This is a genomic window from Bacillus sp. JZ109 (genome assembly GCF_053903135.1).
On sequence record NZ_CP096388.1, the window covers coordinates 346967 to 363660 of the forward strand.

The 16694-nt window shown below is 43.4% G+C and carries 18 protein-coding genes and 2 other annotated features; of the genes, 11 read left to right on the plus strand and 7 right to left on the minus strand.

Features of this window, described 5'->3' with window-relative positions; genetic code table 11:
* Positions 1–63 precede the first annotated feature (63 nt).
* The 6 genes from M1D94_RS01810 (at position 64) to M1D94_RS01835 (ending at position 6931) form a co-directional block, all read left to right on the plus strand.
* The gene (locus M1D94_RS01810; protein WP_021480900.1) at positions 64–1365 is read left to right on the plus strand and encodes an HD domain-containing protein; all 1302 of its coding nucleotides are present in this window, start codon (positions 64–66) and stop codon (positions 1363–1365) included.
* Between the two features lie 35 nt (positions 1366–1400).
* Positions 1401–1901 (plus strand): YwgA family protein, encoded by a 501-nt coding sequence (locus tag M1D94_RS01815; RefSeq protein ID WP_003227524.1) that lies wholly within the window; start codon positions 1401–1403, stop codon positions 1899–1901.
* A gap of 111 nt (positions 1902–2012) precedes the next feature.
* The gene (locus M1D94_RS01820; protein WP_021480899.1) at positions 2013–2483 is read left to right on the plus strand and encodes an Rrf2 family transcriptional regulator; all 471 of its coding nucleotides are present in this window, start codon (positions 2013–2015) and stop codon (positions 2481–2483) included.
* Complete coding sequence (locus M1D94_RS01825) at positions 2483–3892, plus strand: MFS transporter (RefSeq protein ID WP_041850405.1); 1410 nt, start codon at positions 2483–2485, stop codon at positions 3890–3892. Before M1D94_RS01820 ends, M1D94_RS01825 begins: the two co-directional genes overlap by 1 nt.
* Positions 3893–3938: 46 nt before the next feature.
* Positions 3939–4167, plus strand: a binding site (T-box leader).
* Between the two features lie 33 nt (positions 4168–4200).
* Positions 4201–4422 (plus strand) — a binding site (T-box leader).
* A gap of 53 nt (positions 4423–4475) precedes the next feature.
* On the plus strand, positions 4476–6392 hold the full coding sequence (thrS, locus tag M1D94_RS01830; protein WP_032727078.1) for a threonine--tRNA ligase: 1917 nt from the start codon (positions 4476–4478) through the stop codon (positions 6390–6392).
* Between the two features lie 119 nt (positions 6393–6511).
* Positions 6512–6931, plus strand: coding sequence for a MarR family transcriptional regulator (locus M1D94_RS01835; RefSeq protein ID WP_021480847.1), 420 nt, complete (start codon positions 6512–6514; stop codon positions 6929–6931).
* 42 nt (positions 6932–6973) lie between these two features.
* Here M1D94_RS01835 and M1D94_RS01840 read toward each other — a convergent pair whose 3' ends face one another.
* A complete protein-coding gene (locus tag M1D94_RS01840; protein ID WP_003222038.1) occupies positions 6974–7162 on the minus strand; it encodes a 2-hydroxymuconate tautomerase in 189 nt (62 codons plus the stop codon).
* A gap of 108 nt (positions 7163–7270) precedes the next feature.
* On the opposite strand from M1D94_RS01840, the gene M1D94_RS01845 reads away from it, so the two are divergent.
* The 3 genes from M1D94_RS01845 to M1D94_RS01855 all read left to right on the plus strand — a co-directional run bounded on the left by M1D94_RS01845 (position 7271) and on the right by M1D94_RS01855 (position 9035).
* Positions 7271–7930 (plus strand): site-2 protease family protein, encoded by a 660-nt coding sequence (locus tag M1D94_RS01845; protein WP_003243167.1) that lies wholly within the window; start codon positions 7271–7273, stop codon positions 7928–7930.
* 13 nt (positions 7931–7943) lie between these two features.
* Complete coding sequence (locus M1D94_RS01850; RefSeq protein WP_032727077.1) at positions 7944–8462, plus strand: YwhD family protein; 519 nt, start codon at positions 7944–7946, stop codon at positions 8460–8462.
* A gap of 135 nt (positions 8463–8597) precedes the next feature.
* Positions 8598–9035: a hypothetical protein gene (locus M1D94_RS01855; RefSeq protein WP_456270396.1), complete on the plus strand. Its 438-nt coding sequence runs from the start codon at positions 8598–8600 to the stop codon at positions 9033–9035.
* Between the two features lie 27 nt (positions 9036–9062).
* On the opposite strand, the gene M1D94_RS01860 is transcribed toward M1D94_RS01855, so the two are convergent.
* A complete protein-coding gene (locus M1D94_RS01860; RefSeq protein WP_077670951.1) occupies positions 9063–11138 on the minus strand; it encodes a transglycosylase domain-containing protein in 2076 nt (691 codons plus the stop codon).
* Between the two features lie 201 nt (positions 11139–11339).
* Between M1D94_RS01860 and speE the strand changes: the two genes are divergently transcribed.
* Together speE and speB are read left to right on the plus strand one after the other, a co-directional pair.
* Positions 11340–12170, plus strand: coding sequence for a spermidine synthase (speE, locus tag M1D94_RS01865; RefSeq protein ID WP_003227543.1), 831 nt, complete (start codon positions 11340–11342; stop codon positions 12168–12170).
* A 60-nt stretch (positions 12171–12230) separates the two neighbouring features.
* Positions 12231–13103, plus strand: coding sequence for an agmatinase (gene speB, locus M1D94_RS01870; RefSeq protein ID WP_003227545.1), 873 nt, complete (start codon positions 12231–12233; stop codon positions 13101–13103).
* A gap of 48 nt (positions 13104–13151) precedes the next feature.
* Here speB and M1D94_RS01875 read toward each other — a convergent pair whose 3' ends face one another.
* From M1D94_RS01875 to M1D94_RS01895, 5 genes are read right to left on the minus strand one after another with little or no spacing between them, the layout of a single operon-like run.
* Complete coding sequence (locus tag M1D94_RS01875) at positions 13152–13712, minus strand: hypothetical protein (protein ID WP_163135931.1); 561 nt, start codon at positions 13710–13712, stop codon at positions 13152–13154.
* Positions 13705–14352: an ABC transporter ATP-binding protein gene (locus M1D94_RS01880; RefSeq protein WP_015714896.1), complete on the minus strand. Its 648-nt coding sequence runs from the start codon at positions 14350–14352 to the stop codon at positions 13705–13707. The genes M1D94_RS01875 and M1D94_RS01880 overlap by 8 nt, the downstream gene beginning before the upstream one ends.
* A 2-nt stretch (positions 14353–14354) precedes the next feature.
* Positions 14355–15152 carry a hypothetical protein gene (locus M1D94_RS01885; RefSeq protein WP_302897074.1) on the minus strand — a complete coding sequence of 266 codons (798 nt, stop codon included), beginning with the start codon at positions 15150–15152 and terminating at the stop codon, positions 14355–14357.
* Positions 15153–15161: 9 nt separating this feature from the next.
* Positions 15162–15836, minus strand: a complete 675-nt coding sequence (locus M1D94_RS01890; RefSeq protein ID WP_015714894.1) for a hypothetical protein — start codon at positions 15834–15836, stop codon at positions 15162–15164.
* Positions 15823–16611: a membrane protein gene (locus M1D94_RS01895; protein WP_015714893.1), complete on the minus strand. Its 789-nt coding sequence runs from the start codon at positions 16609–16611 to the stop codon at positions 15823–15825. The genes M1D94_RS01890 and M1D94_RS01895 overlap by 14 nt, the downstream gene beginning before the upstream one ends.
* Positions 16612–16694 lie beyond the last annotated feature (83 nt).

Consider the following 16694-nt stretch of genomic DNA (forward strand, 5'->3'; position numbering starts at 1 on the left):
GGATGTTTTCAAAGAATAGAGTCGATATAATAGAAACACGGCTAAAAAAAAGAGGGAATGACGATGGCGTATCCAAATGGAAAATTATCAGAAGAAAAAGTGTTTAAAGATCCGGTGCACCGCTATGTTCATGTTCGGGACAAGCTGATATGGGATTTAATCGGAACCCGTGAATTTCAGCGTCTCCGCAGAATTAAGCAGCTCGGAACGACCTATTTGACGTTCCATGGGGCTGAGCACAGCCGGTTCAACCATTCTCTCGGTGTCTATGAAATTGTCAGAAGAATGGTTGATGACGTCTTTAAAGGCCGCCCTGAATGGGATGACAGTGAGCGCGAACTCTGTTTGGCTGCGGCGCTGCTTCATGACCTCGGGCACGGGCCGTTCTCGCATTCATTTGAAAAGGTCTTTCACCTTGACCACGAGGATTTTACAAGAGGTATCATTTTGGGAGACACGGAGGTTAATCAGGTGCTCAGAAAGGTGAGCACGGGTTTCCCTCAGGATGTTGCTGAAGTCATTGCCAAAACATATAAAAACAAGCAAGTGGTCAGCCTGATTTCGAGTCAGATTGACGCAGACCGCATGGATTACCTCCAGCGCGACGCATATTATACGGGCGTCAGCTACGGCCATTTTGATATGGAGCGGATTCTTCGGGTGATGCGGCCGCGCGAGGATCAGATCGTCATTAAAGAAAGCGGAATGCACGCTGTCGAAGACTATATCATGAGCCGTTACCAAATGTACTGGCAGGTCTACTTCCATCCTGTGACCAGAAGTGCAGAGGTCATTTTAACGAAGATTCTTCACAGGGCGAAGCAGCTGCACGATGAAGGCTATGTCTTCACTCACGCTCCGGTTCATTTCTATTCTATTTTTGAAGGGAAATTGACACTGGAGGATTATGTAAAGCTGGATGAATCTATTATTTTGTATTACTTCCAGGCCTGGGAGGATGAAGAAGACGTGATTTTATCCGACTTGTGCCGCAGATTCATTAACCGCCAGCTTTTCCAATACGTTGAATTCAATCCTAATGAAGAAATGTCGGCTTATTTTGAGCTGACTTCATTGTTCAAAGAGGCGGGGATCGATCCGAGCTATTATTTGGTCGTTGATTCTTCATCAGATCTGCCATACGATTTTTACCGACCAGGAGAGGAAGAGGAGCGTCTGCCGATCCATCTCTTGACGCAAAACGGCCAAATTAAAGAGCTGTCCAGGCAGTCGGCTATTGTGGAATCCATCTCAGGTAAACGGCGGACGGACCACAAGCTGTACTATCCAAAGGACTTAATTTGTGACGGCTCTAAACATCCGGAAGCGAAAATGAAAATCCGGCAGCTGCTGGGACTGACATAGAAATTGGAAAGAAGGAAAAAGGAGATGTCGGGAATTTGTTGAAAGAACATGCAAAACTGATGAAGGTGTTCTCGGATTCTGGAGAAATCATCGGGCGAAAGAAGCTGCAGAAAATGATTTATATCGCCAAGAAAATGCAGTTTCCTTTCTATGAGAAATATGATTTTCACTTTTACGGACCATATTCAGAGGAACTGACGCTCCAGATTGAAGAGCTGTGCAACCTTGGATTTCTGCATGAGGTGAAGGAAAAAAAGGGCGGCTACTTTCAATATCGGTATTCTCTGACTGAGACAGGCTCCGCATTTTTAGACCATGCTGATCTGGACATGCCGGATATGAAAGGCTATATCGACAGTGTAAACAGCCGTTCATCACGGTTTTTAGAGCTGGTTTCCACGATCCTTTACTTTGACGGGCTTGAGGATGAGGAAAAGAAAGAAAAAGTCTTTACCATCAAAAGCAAGCAAAAATATACAAATGAAGAATATGACGAAGCGCTTCAATACATAGAGGAACTGAAGCAGATTTGTTAACCATACCAAGCAAAAGAAATGAATCGTTTCTTTTGCTTTTTTTATTGACAAAAGCTGCTAAGAGATTCATTATGGATAATAGTTATCCATAATGAATCAGGAGTGAATAGGATGAAAATGAAATCAGGAATGGAGCAGGCGGTTTCTGTGCTGCTGTTACTGTCACGGCTGCCTGTACAGGCTTCTTTGACGTCAGAGGCTATAAGCCAGCGATTGCGCGTGTCTCCGTCTTACTTGAAGAAGCTGATGAGAACATTGGTTCAAGCCGGTTTGGCAGAATCCTTACCAGGGACGAAGGGCGGTTTTACCCTGACGAAGCCTTTGGCTGACATTACGCTTTATGATGTTTATCAAGCGGTCGAAGGCAGAGGTTCGATGTATCAGGGGAAAGGCCTGCTGCAATCTGTATTTGAGGGTGAAAGTCACTGTGTGCTGGAGACAGTCATGGGGGAAATCGAGGATAAATGGTCCAATCTCATGAAAGAAGAATCCTTGCAGCATGTCATGGACAGAGTCGGGGAATTGTATGATCTTGAAAAAATAGATGAGTGGGTAATCAAGCAAGTGAAAGGGCAATTGTAATGAAAAATAGCGGGTCTATACAAGAATCAACATCATCAACAGGCATATCCGTGCTGATCGTGCTCGCACTTGGTTTCCTCATGGCAACTCTTGATGTGACCGTTGTGAATGTGGCGATGGCTGATATGAAAAACACTCTTTCAATGTCACTTTCAGGTGTAACGTGGGTTGTGGACGGGTACATTCTTACTTTTGCGTCGCTTCTGCTGGCGGGCGGAGCCTTGGCTGACCGTTTCGGCTCGAAGACGATCTATATCTTGGGTCTAGCCGTTTTTGTTCTGGCCTCCTGTTTATGCGCTGCATCTATAAATGGGCAGATGCTGATTGCCGGACGTCTCATACAGGGAATTGGAGCAGCTTTGTTTATGCCAAGCTCACTCAGCCTTTTGGCTGCCTCTTACCCTGATGAGCGGGTGCGGGCGAGAATGTTTGGGCTGTGGGCCGCGCTTGTTTCCGCCGCTTCAGCCCTTGGGCCTTTTATCGGGGGCGTGCTGGTAGAGTTGGCGGGCTGGCAGAGTATTTTTCTAATCAATGTGCCAATAGGGGCTGCTGCGCTCATTTCAGCTTACCGAATCCTCAGCCGCGTTCCGGGAAAAAGCAGCCGCGTGAACATCATCGGGCATCTGCTTGGCATGATGGCTCTCGGGTTTCTTTCCTATGCTTTGATACAGGGGCCTTCAGCGGGCTGGCGCTCGCCAGTGATTCTTGCAGCATTTACTGCAGCGATTTTGGCATTTGTGCTGTTTTTGTTGCGGGAAATTTCTGCAAAAGCACCCATCCTGCCGGCGTCCTTATACAAAAACGGCCGCTTCTCAGCTGCCCAATTTATCGGGTTTTTGCTGAATTTCGCCCTTTTTGGCGGCATGTTTATGCTCAGCCTTTTTTTGCAGGAAGCAGGAGGCGCAAGTTCCTTTATGGCTGGAGTGGAGCTGCTGCCGATGATGGCGGTCTTCGTGATCGGCAATCTGCTGTTTGCCCGTCTGGCGAATCGGTTTGAAGCCGGTCAGCTTATGTTTGTATCAATGGCGGTCAGCTGTATCATTGCATTGCTGTTGTTTGTGCTGATTTCTCCGGATTTTCCTTATTGGCAGCTGGCGGTGTTGATGTCTGTTATGAACCTCTGTACCGGTATTACAGTTCCTGCCATGACAACTGTGATCATGCAGGCTGCCGGGCAAAGACATACGAATATCGCCGGTGCGGCGTTAAATGCAAACCGACAAATCGGAGCCTTGGTCGGCGTAGCGATAACCGGGGTGATCATTCATCTGTCCGCCACTTGGTATGCTGGTGCCGGGTTTACGTTTTTGATGATGGGAGCGGCATACAGCCTCGCTGCATTGCTTGTATGGCTGTTTCTGGCTGCCCATAACGGGACTGCCGCGTCAGAAAAAAATGTAAATCACTGATTGCGCTTTGTGGGAATATATAGTAAGATATAAAAAATTATTGAAACAACAGGCACTGATAAGGACACGAGATGCTTTTTACGGTTTCCAGAGAGGGAAGGACAGCTGAGATCTTCCTAACGCAGGGAAAGCAGCTTACCGCCTTTGAGCCGTATCGGGGAAAACAAGTATCTGATACCGTCATGCTGCGTTACAGCATCTTTAAGCCGATCACCATGTGTAATTGATCGGGAATTTGGGTGGAACCACGGATGATCAACACATTCGTCCCTTTTAGAGGGATGGGTGTGTTTTTTTATTTGAATTGAATACATGCGAAGAAAAGGACATGAATGATAGTTACGGTTTTCAGAGAGGGAAGGAAAGGTGAGAGCTTCCCAGCTTAGGAATATCATTTACCGCCTTGGAGCAGCATTGGGGAACTGAAGTAACCAATGCCGTCTATGCTGCGTTACAGCACCGAGCCGACAACATAGTATTTGTCGGGAACTTGGGTGGAACCACGGGTTAATCACACACTCGTCCCTATCTGCGGGACGGGTGTGTTTTTTTATATATAACAATGAATAAGGAGTGTTCTAAAATGAGTAAACATGTACACATTCAGCTTCCGGACGGACAGATCCAGGAATATCCGAAAGGCATCACAATCAAAGAAGCGGCTGGTTCTATCAGTTCCAGTCTGCAAAAGAAGGCGGCCGCAGGTCAGGTCAACGGCAAGCTTGTTGATCTCAGTTTCAAGCTGGAGGAGGATGCTGAGCTTTCGATTGTCACACTCGATTCACAAGAAGGCTTGCAGGTGCTTCGCCACACAACAGCGCACGTGCTGGCCCAAGCAGTAAAACGGCTGTACGGCGAAGTGTCATTGGGGGTAGGGCCTGTGATTGAAGACGGCTTCTACTATGACATGAAGCTGGGGAAAAGCTTGGCATCAGGAGACTTAGAGGCCATCGAAAAAGAAATGAAAAACATAATAAATGAGAACCTTGAAATCAAACGTATAGAGGTTTCTTACGAAGAAGCTGAAGAGCTGTTTGCACAAAAAGACGAGCGGTTCAAGCTTGAGATTTTAAAGGATATTCCGCGCGGGGAGGATATCACACTGTACCAGCAAGGGGAATTCGTTGACCTGTGCCGAGGGCCGCATCTTCCTTCTACAGGGATGATCAAGGCGTTCAAACTGACAAGAGTATCAGGCGCTTATTGGCGCGGAGACAGCAAAAATGAAGTCCTGCAGCGGGTGTACGGGGTTGCCTTTCAAAAGAAAAAAGATTTGGATGCGCACCTGCATATGCTGGAAGAAGCGGCAAAACGAGACCATCGCAAGCTCGGCAAACAGTTAGGGCTGTTTATGTTTTCTGAAGAAGCGCCGGGGATGCCGTTTTATTTGCCGAAAGGGCAGATTGTCCGTAATGAGCTGGAGCGCTTCTCGCGTGAGCTGCAAACAAATGCCGGCTACGATGAGGTGCGTACGCCGTTTATGATGAATCAGCGGTTATGGGAGCAGTCAGGCCATTGGGACCATTATCGCGACAATATGTACTTTTCAGAAGTGGATGATACAAGATTCGCAATGAAGCCGATGAATTGCCCCGGCCACATGCTCATTTTTAAAAACAGCCTGTATTCTTATCGGGATCTGCCAATTCGCATGGCGGAATTCGGACAGGTGCACCGCCATGAATACAGCGGCGCTTTAAACGGAATGCTTCGCGTTCGGACGTTCTGTCAGGATGACGCCCATATTTTCGTTCGGGAGGATCAGATTGAGAGTGAGATCAAAGAAGCGATTCGGCTGATTGATGAGGTATATCGGACATTTGGTTTCGAGTATTCTGTTGAGCTTTCGACTCGCCCGGAGGATTCATTAGGCGATGACAGCCTTTGGGAAGCGTCGGAACGTGCCTTAGCACGCGTCCTTGAGGAGCTTGGCCTCTCTTATGAGATCAATGAAGGCGATGGGGCGTTTTACGGGCCGAAAATTGATTTCCACATAAAAGATGCCCTGAAACGGAGCCACCAATGCGCGACAATTCAGCTTGATTTTCAAATGCCGGAAAAATTTGATTTAACATATATCAACGAACTCAATGAGAAGGTTCGTCCCGTTGTCATCCACAGAGCGGTTTTCGGCTCAATCGACCGTTTCTTCGGCATTTTGATCGAGCATTACGGCGGGGCTTTTCCAGTCTGGCTCGCACCGATCCAGGTTCAAATCATACCGGTTTCGCACGTTCACTTAGACTATTGCAGAAAGGTGCAGGCGGAGCTGAAGCAGGCGGGGATAAGAGCCGGCATTGATGAGCGCAATGAGAAGCTGGGCTATAAAATCAGAGAATCGCAGGTGCAAAAAATTCCGTACGTGCTGGTGCTTGGAGATCATGAGGAGCAGGAGGATGCGGTAAACGTCCGCCAATTCGGATATCAGCAGAATGAACAAGTTCCTTTTCAGACATTTAAAGATGAGCTTGTGAAACAGGTGGAAAATCGAGGCATGTAGGATAAAAGCTGTGAATTCATATTTTGCTTTTTTGACTTTCCCTATTCGGAATCAGTAAAATAATAAGTAAATCATATCGTTCGTATGTTATGAATGCATCTCGAAATGGGGAAATTGACATGGACCATGACAAACTGGAAGCAAATTTGCTGGATCACGCACTTACAAAATATTTGAAAAGCACGAAGCAATTAGATGAAGCCACCGTTCCGAAACACGTGAATAATGTAAGAGGGTTTATTCTGCGGATCATATACAGACATGGGAGCTGCACCATAAAGGATATTTTGAAGGAGGTCACACTGTCTCCCTCTGCCACGACCACAGCTCTGAATCATTTAGAGCAGGAAGGGTTTATTGAGAGATCCAGAAATAATAATGACCGCCGCACTGTATGGATTACGCTTTCTGAATCGGGCCGGGGAGCGGCTGAACAAATGATCGAAAACCGCCAGCAGCTGATTGACGGCATGTTTAAACGTTTAACAGCCGAAGAGAAAAAGACGTTCTTGGCGATTATTGCGAAGCTGGCTCAATAGGGATAATAAAAGCCGGTGCGCGAAGCGCCGGCTTTATAGAGATTATTCCATATCGCTCAGGCGTTTGCCTGCGACGGCATAATGGTCTTTTCTCATTTCTTCTATAAAGACAACAATTTTTTCTTCAGAAGCACCGGTTGTTTCCTTTACGGCTTCTGTTACTTTCTCGACAAGATTGCGTTTTTGCTCGTCTGTACGGCCTTCGAGCATTTTGACAGTTACGTATGGCATGGGTGCTGAATCCTCCTTTATCTCGTTTCCTCTCTTTAGAAAAAGAGGCTTCTTATAGTATACTGAATAAAGTAAATTCTTGCATTTTGAGAAAGAGGGATATCTCACTTGGACCGTTTTTTATATTATCCGTTATCTTTAATGCCATACCTCGTCATCACGCTAATTGTGTCGTTTACGATGCACGAGCTTGCCCACGCTTATGTCGCATACAAATTCGGTGACGATACGGCGAAAAAACAAGGAAGACTGACGCTGAATCCCATTAAACACCTTGATCCGTTCGGAACCATTTTGATTTTGGTGGCCGGCTTCGGGTGGGCGCGCCCCATTCCCGTGAATAGACGCTTCTTTAAGAAGCCTCGGCTTGCCGGTGTGCTCGTATCTATAGCCGGGCCCGTCAGTAACCTGATTCTTGCGTTTATTGGTTTCTTTTTGTTAGTGTTGATGCATGCGTACGGAATGGAAATGCTTGCGGCGTTCAGCACGGGGCTGGATCAGTTTTTTTCTATTTGGATACAGCTGAATCTTGTCTTGTTTTTATTTAATCTGCTGCCGCTTCCTCCGCTCGATGGCTATCGAATTATAGAAGATCTCGTTCCGCCGGGCGTGCGTGCCAAAATGACGCAGGCGGAGAGCTACGGCTTTATCGTATTTTTGGTGCTGTTTGTGACACCGCTAGGATCTTACGTGCTGTGGCCGATGCTCAATGCAGGAAGAGATTCGATTTTAAAGCTGTTTTCAGCGATATTTCAACCGCTTTTGTAGGAGGTAGAACTTCATGGAAGAAAAAAAGAAAAAATCAATCGGGTTTAATATTATCAAAAGTGATCCGACAGACGGACACGGCGGTTTTGGCGTAGGGGCACTCAGCCTTGATAACATTTCTCCCGTATTCGTTGATGTAGAAGAAAAAGAAGCGTTCGTAGACATCGGCGCCATGCATGCCCGCAGCACCGTTGAAAAAGGAATTAAATTTCTCCCGAATAAAGAAGAAGTGCCGAACGGAAAACCATACTGGCTTGTGTGGGTAACGATTGACAGAAAAGAAGAGGGGCCTTATTACGCTGGTGTGACAGCCTGTGAAATGACGGTCGACAGAAGTATCAGAAGAGGCTACAAGTCGCTGCCTGAGCATGTGAATTTGATGGATAAATCCATGAAACGGAAAATCATCGTTGATAAAATGGACGACAGCTCGAAGCGTGTACTAGGCGAATTTCTGAAAAAGCATGATCAGGGCCTATGGGACCGTTCCTCAGATGAGTTAAAAAAGAGCCTGCTTCCGGAAAACAATTAATTTATGAATTTTCTGTGAATTTTTAAAGTATTTGAGATATTTTTCATAAACATTGAGTAAACTGGTGATACAGAAATAGGACATGGAAAATCCCGAGCCGAAACAAGACTCGGGGTTTTTCATTTTTAGGGGGATATGATGTTCGAAACCATTCGAGTCGGCGATTGGTTGATAAAAGCCGACGTGGAAGAAATGAGAAAGCAATATGAGAAAGATATAGAGGATATGTGTGAATGCGGTAACTGTCTTAACTATTACGAGGCAGTGAATGAACTGCCAGTCCAAAAAGCACAAGTATTAGAAAGTTTCGGCCTCATTCCGTCCAAATGCACAGATATAAATTATCATGGGGTAAAAGATCATCTGCACTTTTATATAGCGAGTTATTTTATAGTAGGCCGTATTGTTGAAGGAAAACAAGAATGGAATCCGAAAAAGATTGATTTCTCGTGGCATATTTCATTTTCAGTGCCGCAACACCAAATTTACATTCCTAAGGGTTTTCCAAAACCAATTATTCAGCTCGATTGTGTTACGCTTCTTCCATGGGTCATTGACCAACCATACGAATAACCCGGCCTCCGAGGAGCCGGGTTATTTTCAATGATGTCGCCCCAGCCATTTGTCCCACCACTTTTTCTCGGAAGCGGGCTTTTCTTTGGATGGAAGCCGGTCTTTTGTTTGTTTTGCGGGTTCTGCCCCGTAGCACACGTTTGCGGGTTCTGTCCCTTTCACAAAATATGTGTAATGCTTAGCGGCGCAGCCGGGACCTGATGAGTAGCCTGTTTCCGGATCAATGTACACACCGGTTACGCCTTTTGGTGGCTTGAACGCGGTTTCCGGTTCGCCTTTGAGCGCGTCCTCCATGAAGTCCGCCCAAATGGTTTTAGCATAGCTTTTTTCTTCGACCGAGTCGATGGTGCTGTTTTTGTCATAGCCGGTCCAAACACCGGCGGCCAGCTTCGGATTGAAGCCGATCATCCAGCTGTCTGCGCTGGTGGTTCCTGATTTTCCGGCATACGTTCTTGTCAGGCGGTTGGCTATCGTTCGCCCCGTAACCGACGTATATCCATTTAAATCGGTATCAAACATGCCTGTCATCATACTCGCTGTGACAAAAGCGGCTTTTTCATCAAGCACCTGTTTATGCTGATTCGGGTTTTCGTACAGCACGTGGCCGGCTGCGTCCGTTACTCTTGAAATAAAAGTCGGTTCGATTTTCTTTCCGCCATTTGCGAGCATGGCGTAGGCGTTGACCATCTCAATCGGACGTACGGGTTCGGTGCCGAGTGCCAGGGACGGCAGTGCTTGAAGTTGGGCGGTAATGCCGAATTCCTTTGCCGTCTTTACAAGTTTGTTCGTGCCGAGAAAAAGATGCGTTTTCACAGCGTAAATATTGTCGGAAAGCGCCAGCGCCTGCAGAAGCGTAATCGGCTTGTTGGCATAGTATCCGTTATAGTTGCTTGGAGAATAGGTTTCTCCCTTTGCATCAATTTGAAACTCGGTTTCTTCGCTTTTCATCAAAGTGACTGGCGTAAATCCGCTCTGAATCGCTTTATAGTACAGCAACGGCTTGATCGTCGAAGCAGGCTGGCGCTTCGCCTGTGTCGTCCGGTCAAATGGGCTTTTTTGATAATCCCTGCCGCCGACAAGGGCGAGAACGTTTCCGGTGCGGGGATCAATGGCTGAAAACCCGACTTGAATGTCAGAGCCCGCGTTAACCGTTTCGGTAATGGTCTCCTCGGCGATGCGCTGCATCCGTTTATCTACCGTTGTATAGACGTTTAACCCGCTCGTTTCAATTTGCTCCCGTGTCATGCCGAGCTTTTTCTCCAGCTCTCTCATCGCATTGTCGTAGAAATAAGGAGCCTTTCTCTTGGAAACTTGTTTATTCAAAGGCTGATAGGAAAGAGGTTCCTTGATCAATTCATCCGCTTTCTTTTGGCTGATCATCTGCTGCTTTTCCATCATCCGCACAATCGTTTTCTGGCGTTCCTTGGCCTTCGTCTCATTGACATACGGTGAATAGCCGGAAGGGCCTTTCGGGATACCTGCCAAAAGCGCCGCCTCCGCATCCGTCAGGTTTTTGGCATGCTTGCCGAAATACAGGCGGGAAGCTGCTTCAATGCCGTAGGCGCCGTGTCCGTAGTAAATCGTATTTAAATAGCCTTCTAATATCTCGTCCTTAGAATAGTTTTGTTCCAGACGGATCGTATAGAACGCCTCATTCCATTTCCGTTTCCACGTTTTGTCGTGTTCAAGGTATAAGTTTCTCGCATATTGCTGGGTGATGGTGCTTGCACCCTGAACCTTGGCAAATGCTTTCAGGTCAGCAAGCGCCGCGCCGGCCATGCGTTTATAATCAAAGCCGTGATGATCGTAGAAATTCTGGTCTTCAATCGCCACTGTCGCTTTTACGATCGTCGGATTCATGTCCTTTAAGGGGATCCAATAGCGCTTTTCGCCGTAGTTCGTTTCCCCGAGCTTTGAGCCGTCACTCGCATACAAAATCGTGGATTGCGGCACTTGCACCGAGGGAGCGCCCTGGTATTTGGCTATCAAAATGACAGTCATAAACACGGCAGCTGCCGCCAAGGCCGCAAAAGCCCCTAAAAAGATAAAGGCGCGAACGGTTTTCAGCGTCAGTCTCAGCCGTTTATTTGTCATTGCATCCACAACGGGTTCCCCCTTTTTTTATGTTTCTACTATTATGAGAAAAAAAGATCGTTTTTAAACATCGCAGAACAGGACGCATCTTTACTTTTTCCCCGCCATCCTCTATACTTTTTCCTTAGGTGAAAATGAGATTTCAACCGAGAATAAAAGCTGATAAGACGCTTACAATAAATGAATACAGCCTCGAAAGGGAGATGACAATTGAGCGAACTTTGGTACACAGAGAAGCAGACGAAAAACTTTGGCATTACGATGAAGGTTAACAAGACGTTACATACAGAACAAACGGAGTTTCAGCATTTAGAAATGGTGGAAACAGAAGAGTTCGGCAACATGCTTTTTTTGGACGGCATGGTGATGACATCTGAAAAAGACGAATTCGTTTATCACGAAATGGTGGCGCATGTCCCATTATTCACGCACCCAAATCCGGAGCACGTTCTCGTAGTCGGCGGTGGTGACGGCGGCGTTATCAGAGAAATCCTGAAGCACCCAAGCGTGAAAAAAGCGACACTTGTAGATATTGACGGCAAGGTTATCGAATACTCTAAAAAGTTCCTTCCTTCTATCGCAGGCAAACTGGATGATCCGCGCGTTGACGTGCAGGTAGATGACGGATTTATGCACATTGCAAAATCTGAAAATCAATATGACGTCATCATGGTAGATTCGACTGAACCAGTCGGACCGGCTGTAAACCTGTTTACAAAAGGATTCTACGCAGGAATCGCTAAAGCGCTGAAAGAAGACGGCATTTTTGTCGCACAGACGGACAACCCATGGTTTACACCGGAATTAATCACAAATGTACAGCGCGACGTGAAGGAAATCTTCCCGATTACGAAGCTGTATACGGCGAACATTCCGACATATCCGAGCGGTTTGTGGACATTTACAATTGGCTCGAAAAAATATGATCCGCTTGCAGTGGAAGACAGCCGTTTCTTCGATATTGAGACGAAATATTACACAAAAGATATTCATAAAGCGGCGTTTGTTCTGCCGAAATTTGTGAGTGACCTGATTAAATAATGAAGGTATGGCGCAGGAGCGAATCTTGCGCTTTTTTACAGGAAAGCGAGGGTATTATAGATGAGATTTGATGAAGCTTATTCAGGAAAAGTATTTATCGCGAGCCGTCCCGAGTGGGAAGAGGCGGACGCCATTCTTTACGGCATGCCGATGGACTGGACAGTCAGCTATCGCCCGGGCTCACGCTTTGGTCCAAGCAGAATCCGTGAGGTGTCAATCGGCCTTGAGGAATACAGCCCATATTTAGACCGCGATCTGGCTGACTTGAACTTCTTTGACGCCGGCGACATTCCGCTGCCGTTCGGAAATCCGCAGCGAAGCCTGGATATGATTGAGGAGTACGTGGATAGCATTTTAGAAAAAGGGAAGTTCCCAATGGGTATGGGGGGAGAGCACCTCGTGTCATGGCCTGTCATTAAAGCGATGTACAAGAAATACCCAGACCTTGCGATTATCCATTTTGACGCACATACAGATCTTCGTGTTGATTATGAGGGAGAACCGCTTTCTCACTCCACGCCGATCCGTAAGGCGGCAGAATTGATCGGACCGCACAATGTGTATTCATTCGGAATCCGTTCCGGCATGAAAGAAGAGTTTGAATGGGCGAAGGAAAACGGCATGCACATCTCAAAATTTGAAGTGCTTGAACCGCTGAAAGAGGTGCTTCCGAAGCTGGCGGGCCGTCCGGTTTATGTCACAATTGACATTGACGTATTAGACCCTGCACACGCACCGGGTACAGGAACGGTTGACGCCGGCGGCATCACGTCTAAAGAACTGCTTGCATCCGTCCATGAAATTGCGCGTTCAGAGGTAAACGTAAAGGGCGCTGATTTAGTGGAAGTCGCACCGGTGTATGACCACTCAGAGCAAACGGCAAACACAGCCAGCAAAATCATCCGTGAAATGCTGCTTGGGTTTGTGAAATAGTTTTTAATAAAAAAGGGTCTGAATTACATCCAGGCCCTTTTTTATCTTTTAATTATTTAAAGTCATTTTATAAGAAATTCTTTTATTAGATTCGTCGTCTATTACAGTATAATAAGCAGATACTTTTGATGATTCAGGATTGAAATTTTTATAATTTACTTTTTCGTCGGGATACAAACTTAATCCTACATATCCTAGTACTGTTTTCCCTGGTGGAATCTCTGTATTGAATTGATACTTATCCGGCAAATCATAATTATAAGGCATCAATTGTTTATTATATTGATACTGACCAAAAAATAAAAAGGTTTTTCCGTCCGGTGAAAGATCTTCTAGAGTAATTTTATGATTAGAAGTATTTTCAGCATTAAAAGGCAAAATGTATATATATTTTATGGAATTTGTATCTTTATCAAATGACTTGACCGGCTTTAATGGTTTTAAAATATGGAATTTTATTCCTTTTCCTGTATCGATTGTTTGGTTTGCGGCAATATTAATATTTTTTGGAGTATATTTATCATTTTGGGCATTCACTGTATAGAAACGAACACAGCTGAATGTTACTATTATTAATAAAACAATAAAGAAAATCCAACGTTTATTCATCTGTATCCTCCAGTTTACCTTCACTAATATCAATAATTCTGTCGACAACACTATTTTCACATAGTGTATCATCATGACTAGCCACTACAATCGTTGTGCCGTTTTCTTTTTCGGTTTTTAGGATATCCAGTATAAGATTAATCCCTTTTTTGTCTAAGGCATTTGTCGGTTCATCTAAAAGAAGTAATTTGGGTTTTTCCATTATTGCTTGAGCAATTCCTAAGCGTTGCTTCATCCCTAAAGAATAGCGTTTGACTTTACGCTTATCTTCGGGGTCTAACCCAACTTTTCTTATTACTTCTTTGATTTCTTCATCAGATACTTTTTTCTTGATAGAAGCAAGGAATTTCAGATTTTGAAATCCCGAATAGACAGGGATGAAGCTCGGGTATTCAATTAACAGACCTGTATGTTCAGAGAAGTCAATATCTTTTCCGATCACGAGGCCGTTAACAGAAACTTCGCCTTTTGTTAATGTTAGCAGTCCGGCGATGGCTCTTAAAATCATTGTCTTTCCAGATCCATTATGGCCTCTTAACACGACAAATTCGTTTTCTTTAATTGAAAAACTGATATCATCTAATACATGATTTCCCTTTAATTTTTTTACTATATTTTTACACTCGATATACGACGTCATATTTACTCTCCTAAAATATCTATTTTTTTAATAAAAACTAGGGTAATAAAAGTACAAGCTGCACAGAAAATAAGTGCAATTAATAAAAAGTCAGAGGCATGAAAAAAACGACCATCTGAGTAGTTAATGTTCATGCGCGAATAATCAATAAAAGCCCACTTTCCAGCCATAGCAAATGAAGCGATGAATAAAGAGCTGTGAAAAAAAATAGATATTACAATATAAGCAACAATAATAATAAATGCTGATATAAAAGATATCATGAAAGTTAAAGTTTCTAGCAAAACTGCATACATAAACGAAACTAAGATTTGAATTAACATAAATAATATTACCTTGCTGTTCAGTTCTGCTGTAAAGCCATTAAATGAGGTAAATAACATAATGTATATAAAAAGCCATACGCACCAAATAGATCCAATCAGAACAAACAGTGACAGAAGTTTGCTGAATATATATACTCCTTTTTTGGGGAGTTTTGGAAGGATATAAGCTCCAGAAATTTGAATGTCACTAAACATAAAATTACCCACAATCAACAAAGGCAGCACTTGAAAACTAATCCATTGTAGAGGGATAGATAATCTATGCTGTGTATATAAGATATGTAGATCAAAGAAATTCATCGAATGAAATAGTGTGGTCAGGCTGTCGGAAAAACTTTGATGTTCTAGCTGTCCCGTCTTATTGCTATTCCAGAGGAAGCATAAAAGAAGGAGGGCAACAGCTAAGCTAATGACAAAGTATGTAATCTTACTTTCATTGAAACGCATGACAATATCACGTTTCAGCATATTCATAAAAGACAATCAGTTTGCTCCTTTCTCCTCAACCTGCTGTAAATAATTGCGTCGCTTTATAGATTCTATAGAAATCCCGAATAATAACAACATAATCCCTAATCTAATCAATAATAATTCAGCCGAATCACTTAATTCCAGTACAAAACCATTTAAAAAGAGCATACCATTACATGCAAGGTAATCAATTAAAAATAAAAGAATGAATAGAAAAACTACAATGATTTGATTCAAATACAGTAAAATAAATGAAACAACATAACAAATGAAAATAAATGCAAAGACATGAGTGATGAAAGATATCGGGGTCACATACAATAGTCCCGTATCATTGAATACACATAAAGTATATAATTCACCCATAATGATAATCCCGTATACTGCTGAAAATAAAAGTGTTTTTAAAAGGTATATCATTGTTAGATAAGGTGCATTGTTTACTCGGATTACAGTATAAATTGAAAAGTAATCGGATGAGATCAAAACAGAAAATACAACGGCAGCAGGGCATAAAATAGAAACGAGATGCCAATAGGAAAAAATATTTTCCAGTACAAAACTATCATCACTACCATTTTCTTGATGAAAAAAGAAATAAACAGCAATTAACTGCAGCAGTAAAGCGACGGTGATACCCGGCCACTTCATTCTTAATGTTGATTTTAGAGTATTATAATAAAACACGGCGTTTTTTTCCCCACATATAAAGTAAAGTAGTTACAATGAACACGCTAAGGTTCAAATAAATAAACTTATCTACACTCAAAAACCCTCCATCGTTAACAATATATTTCATTGGATTGTAATGGTTGTTGAGTAAAGTAAAGCCTATCAAATTAATTAAGAAAGGTATGATATAAACAAAATATTTCTTTTTAATAAAAAATGATAAAGCTAATCCAATGGAAGAGAGAATGGCACCGTACAAACCATTTAGTATAAATAAAATGAGAGTATAAATCAGCGAGTTTTCATAATAAAGGTTTGCTAAATCAGTTCCGCCCAAAACGATTGGGTCCATATAATTGACGATTCCGTCCGGATTTACTGAAGGATATGTCATCATCAGCAAGTAAAGGTTTAATAATAACGGTAAAAAAATAACCAAAAAAGAAATCACAACATTCAATCCGAATAATACTGTAAAGTATTTCTTTTTAGTTGTTTTTGTTATAACATTCATAAAAAATCCAGTATTTTTATCTTCACGGTACATACCGGACATTGGAAGTGATGCTAATAACGGAAGAATGAGAATCCAGACAGTCTGAGCTGAGGTTGTATTTCCTTCTGCAATATTCGATAAAAACGGTGAGTTATGGATTTCATAAGGAAGATTGATCTTCTGATGAAAGAAGAGTATACCTAGATAACTGACGATCATAAGAACGATACTAATGAATAAAGAAAAATAAATCTCTTTATTTTTCAATAAACGCTTTAAAAAGAAAGAAATCATGTGCGAGGCTCCTGTTTTTTTATTAAAACTCTGTGTGAGTTTTGGATAGTTTTATTTTAATAAACAATCTTGAAGAGTGGATA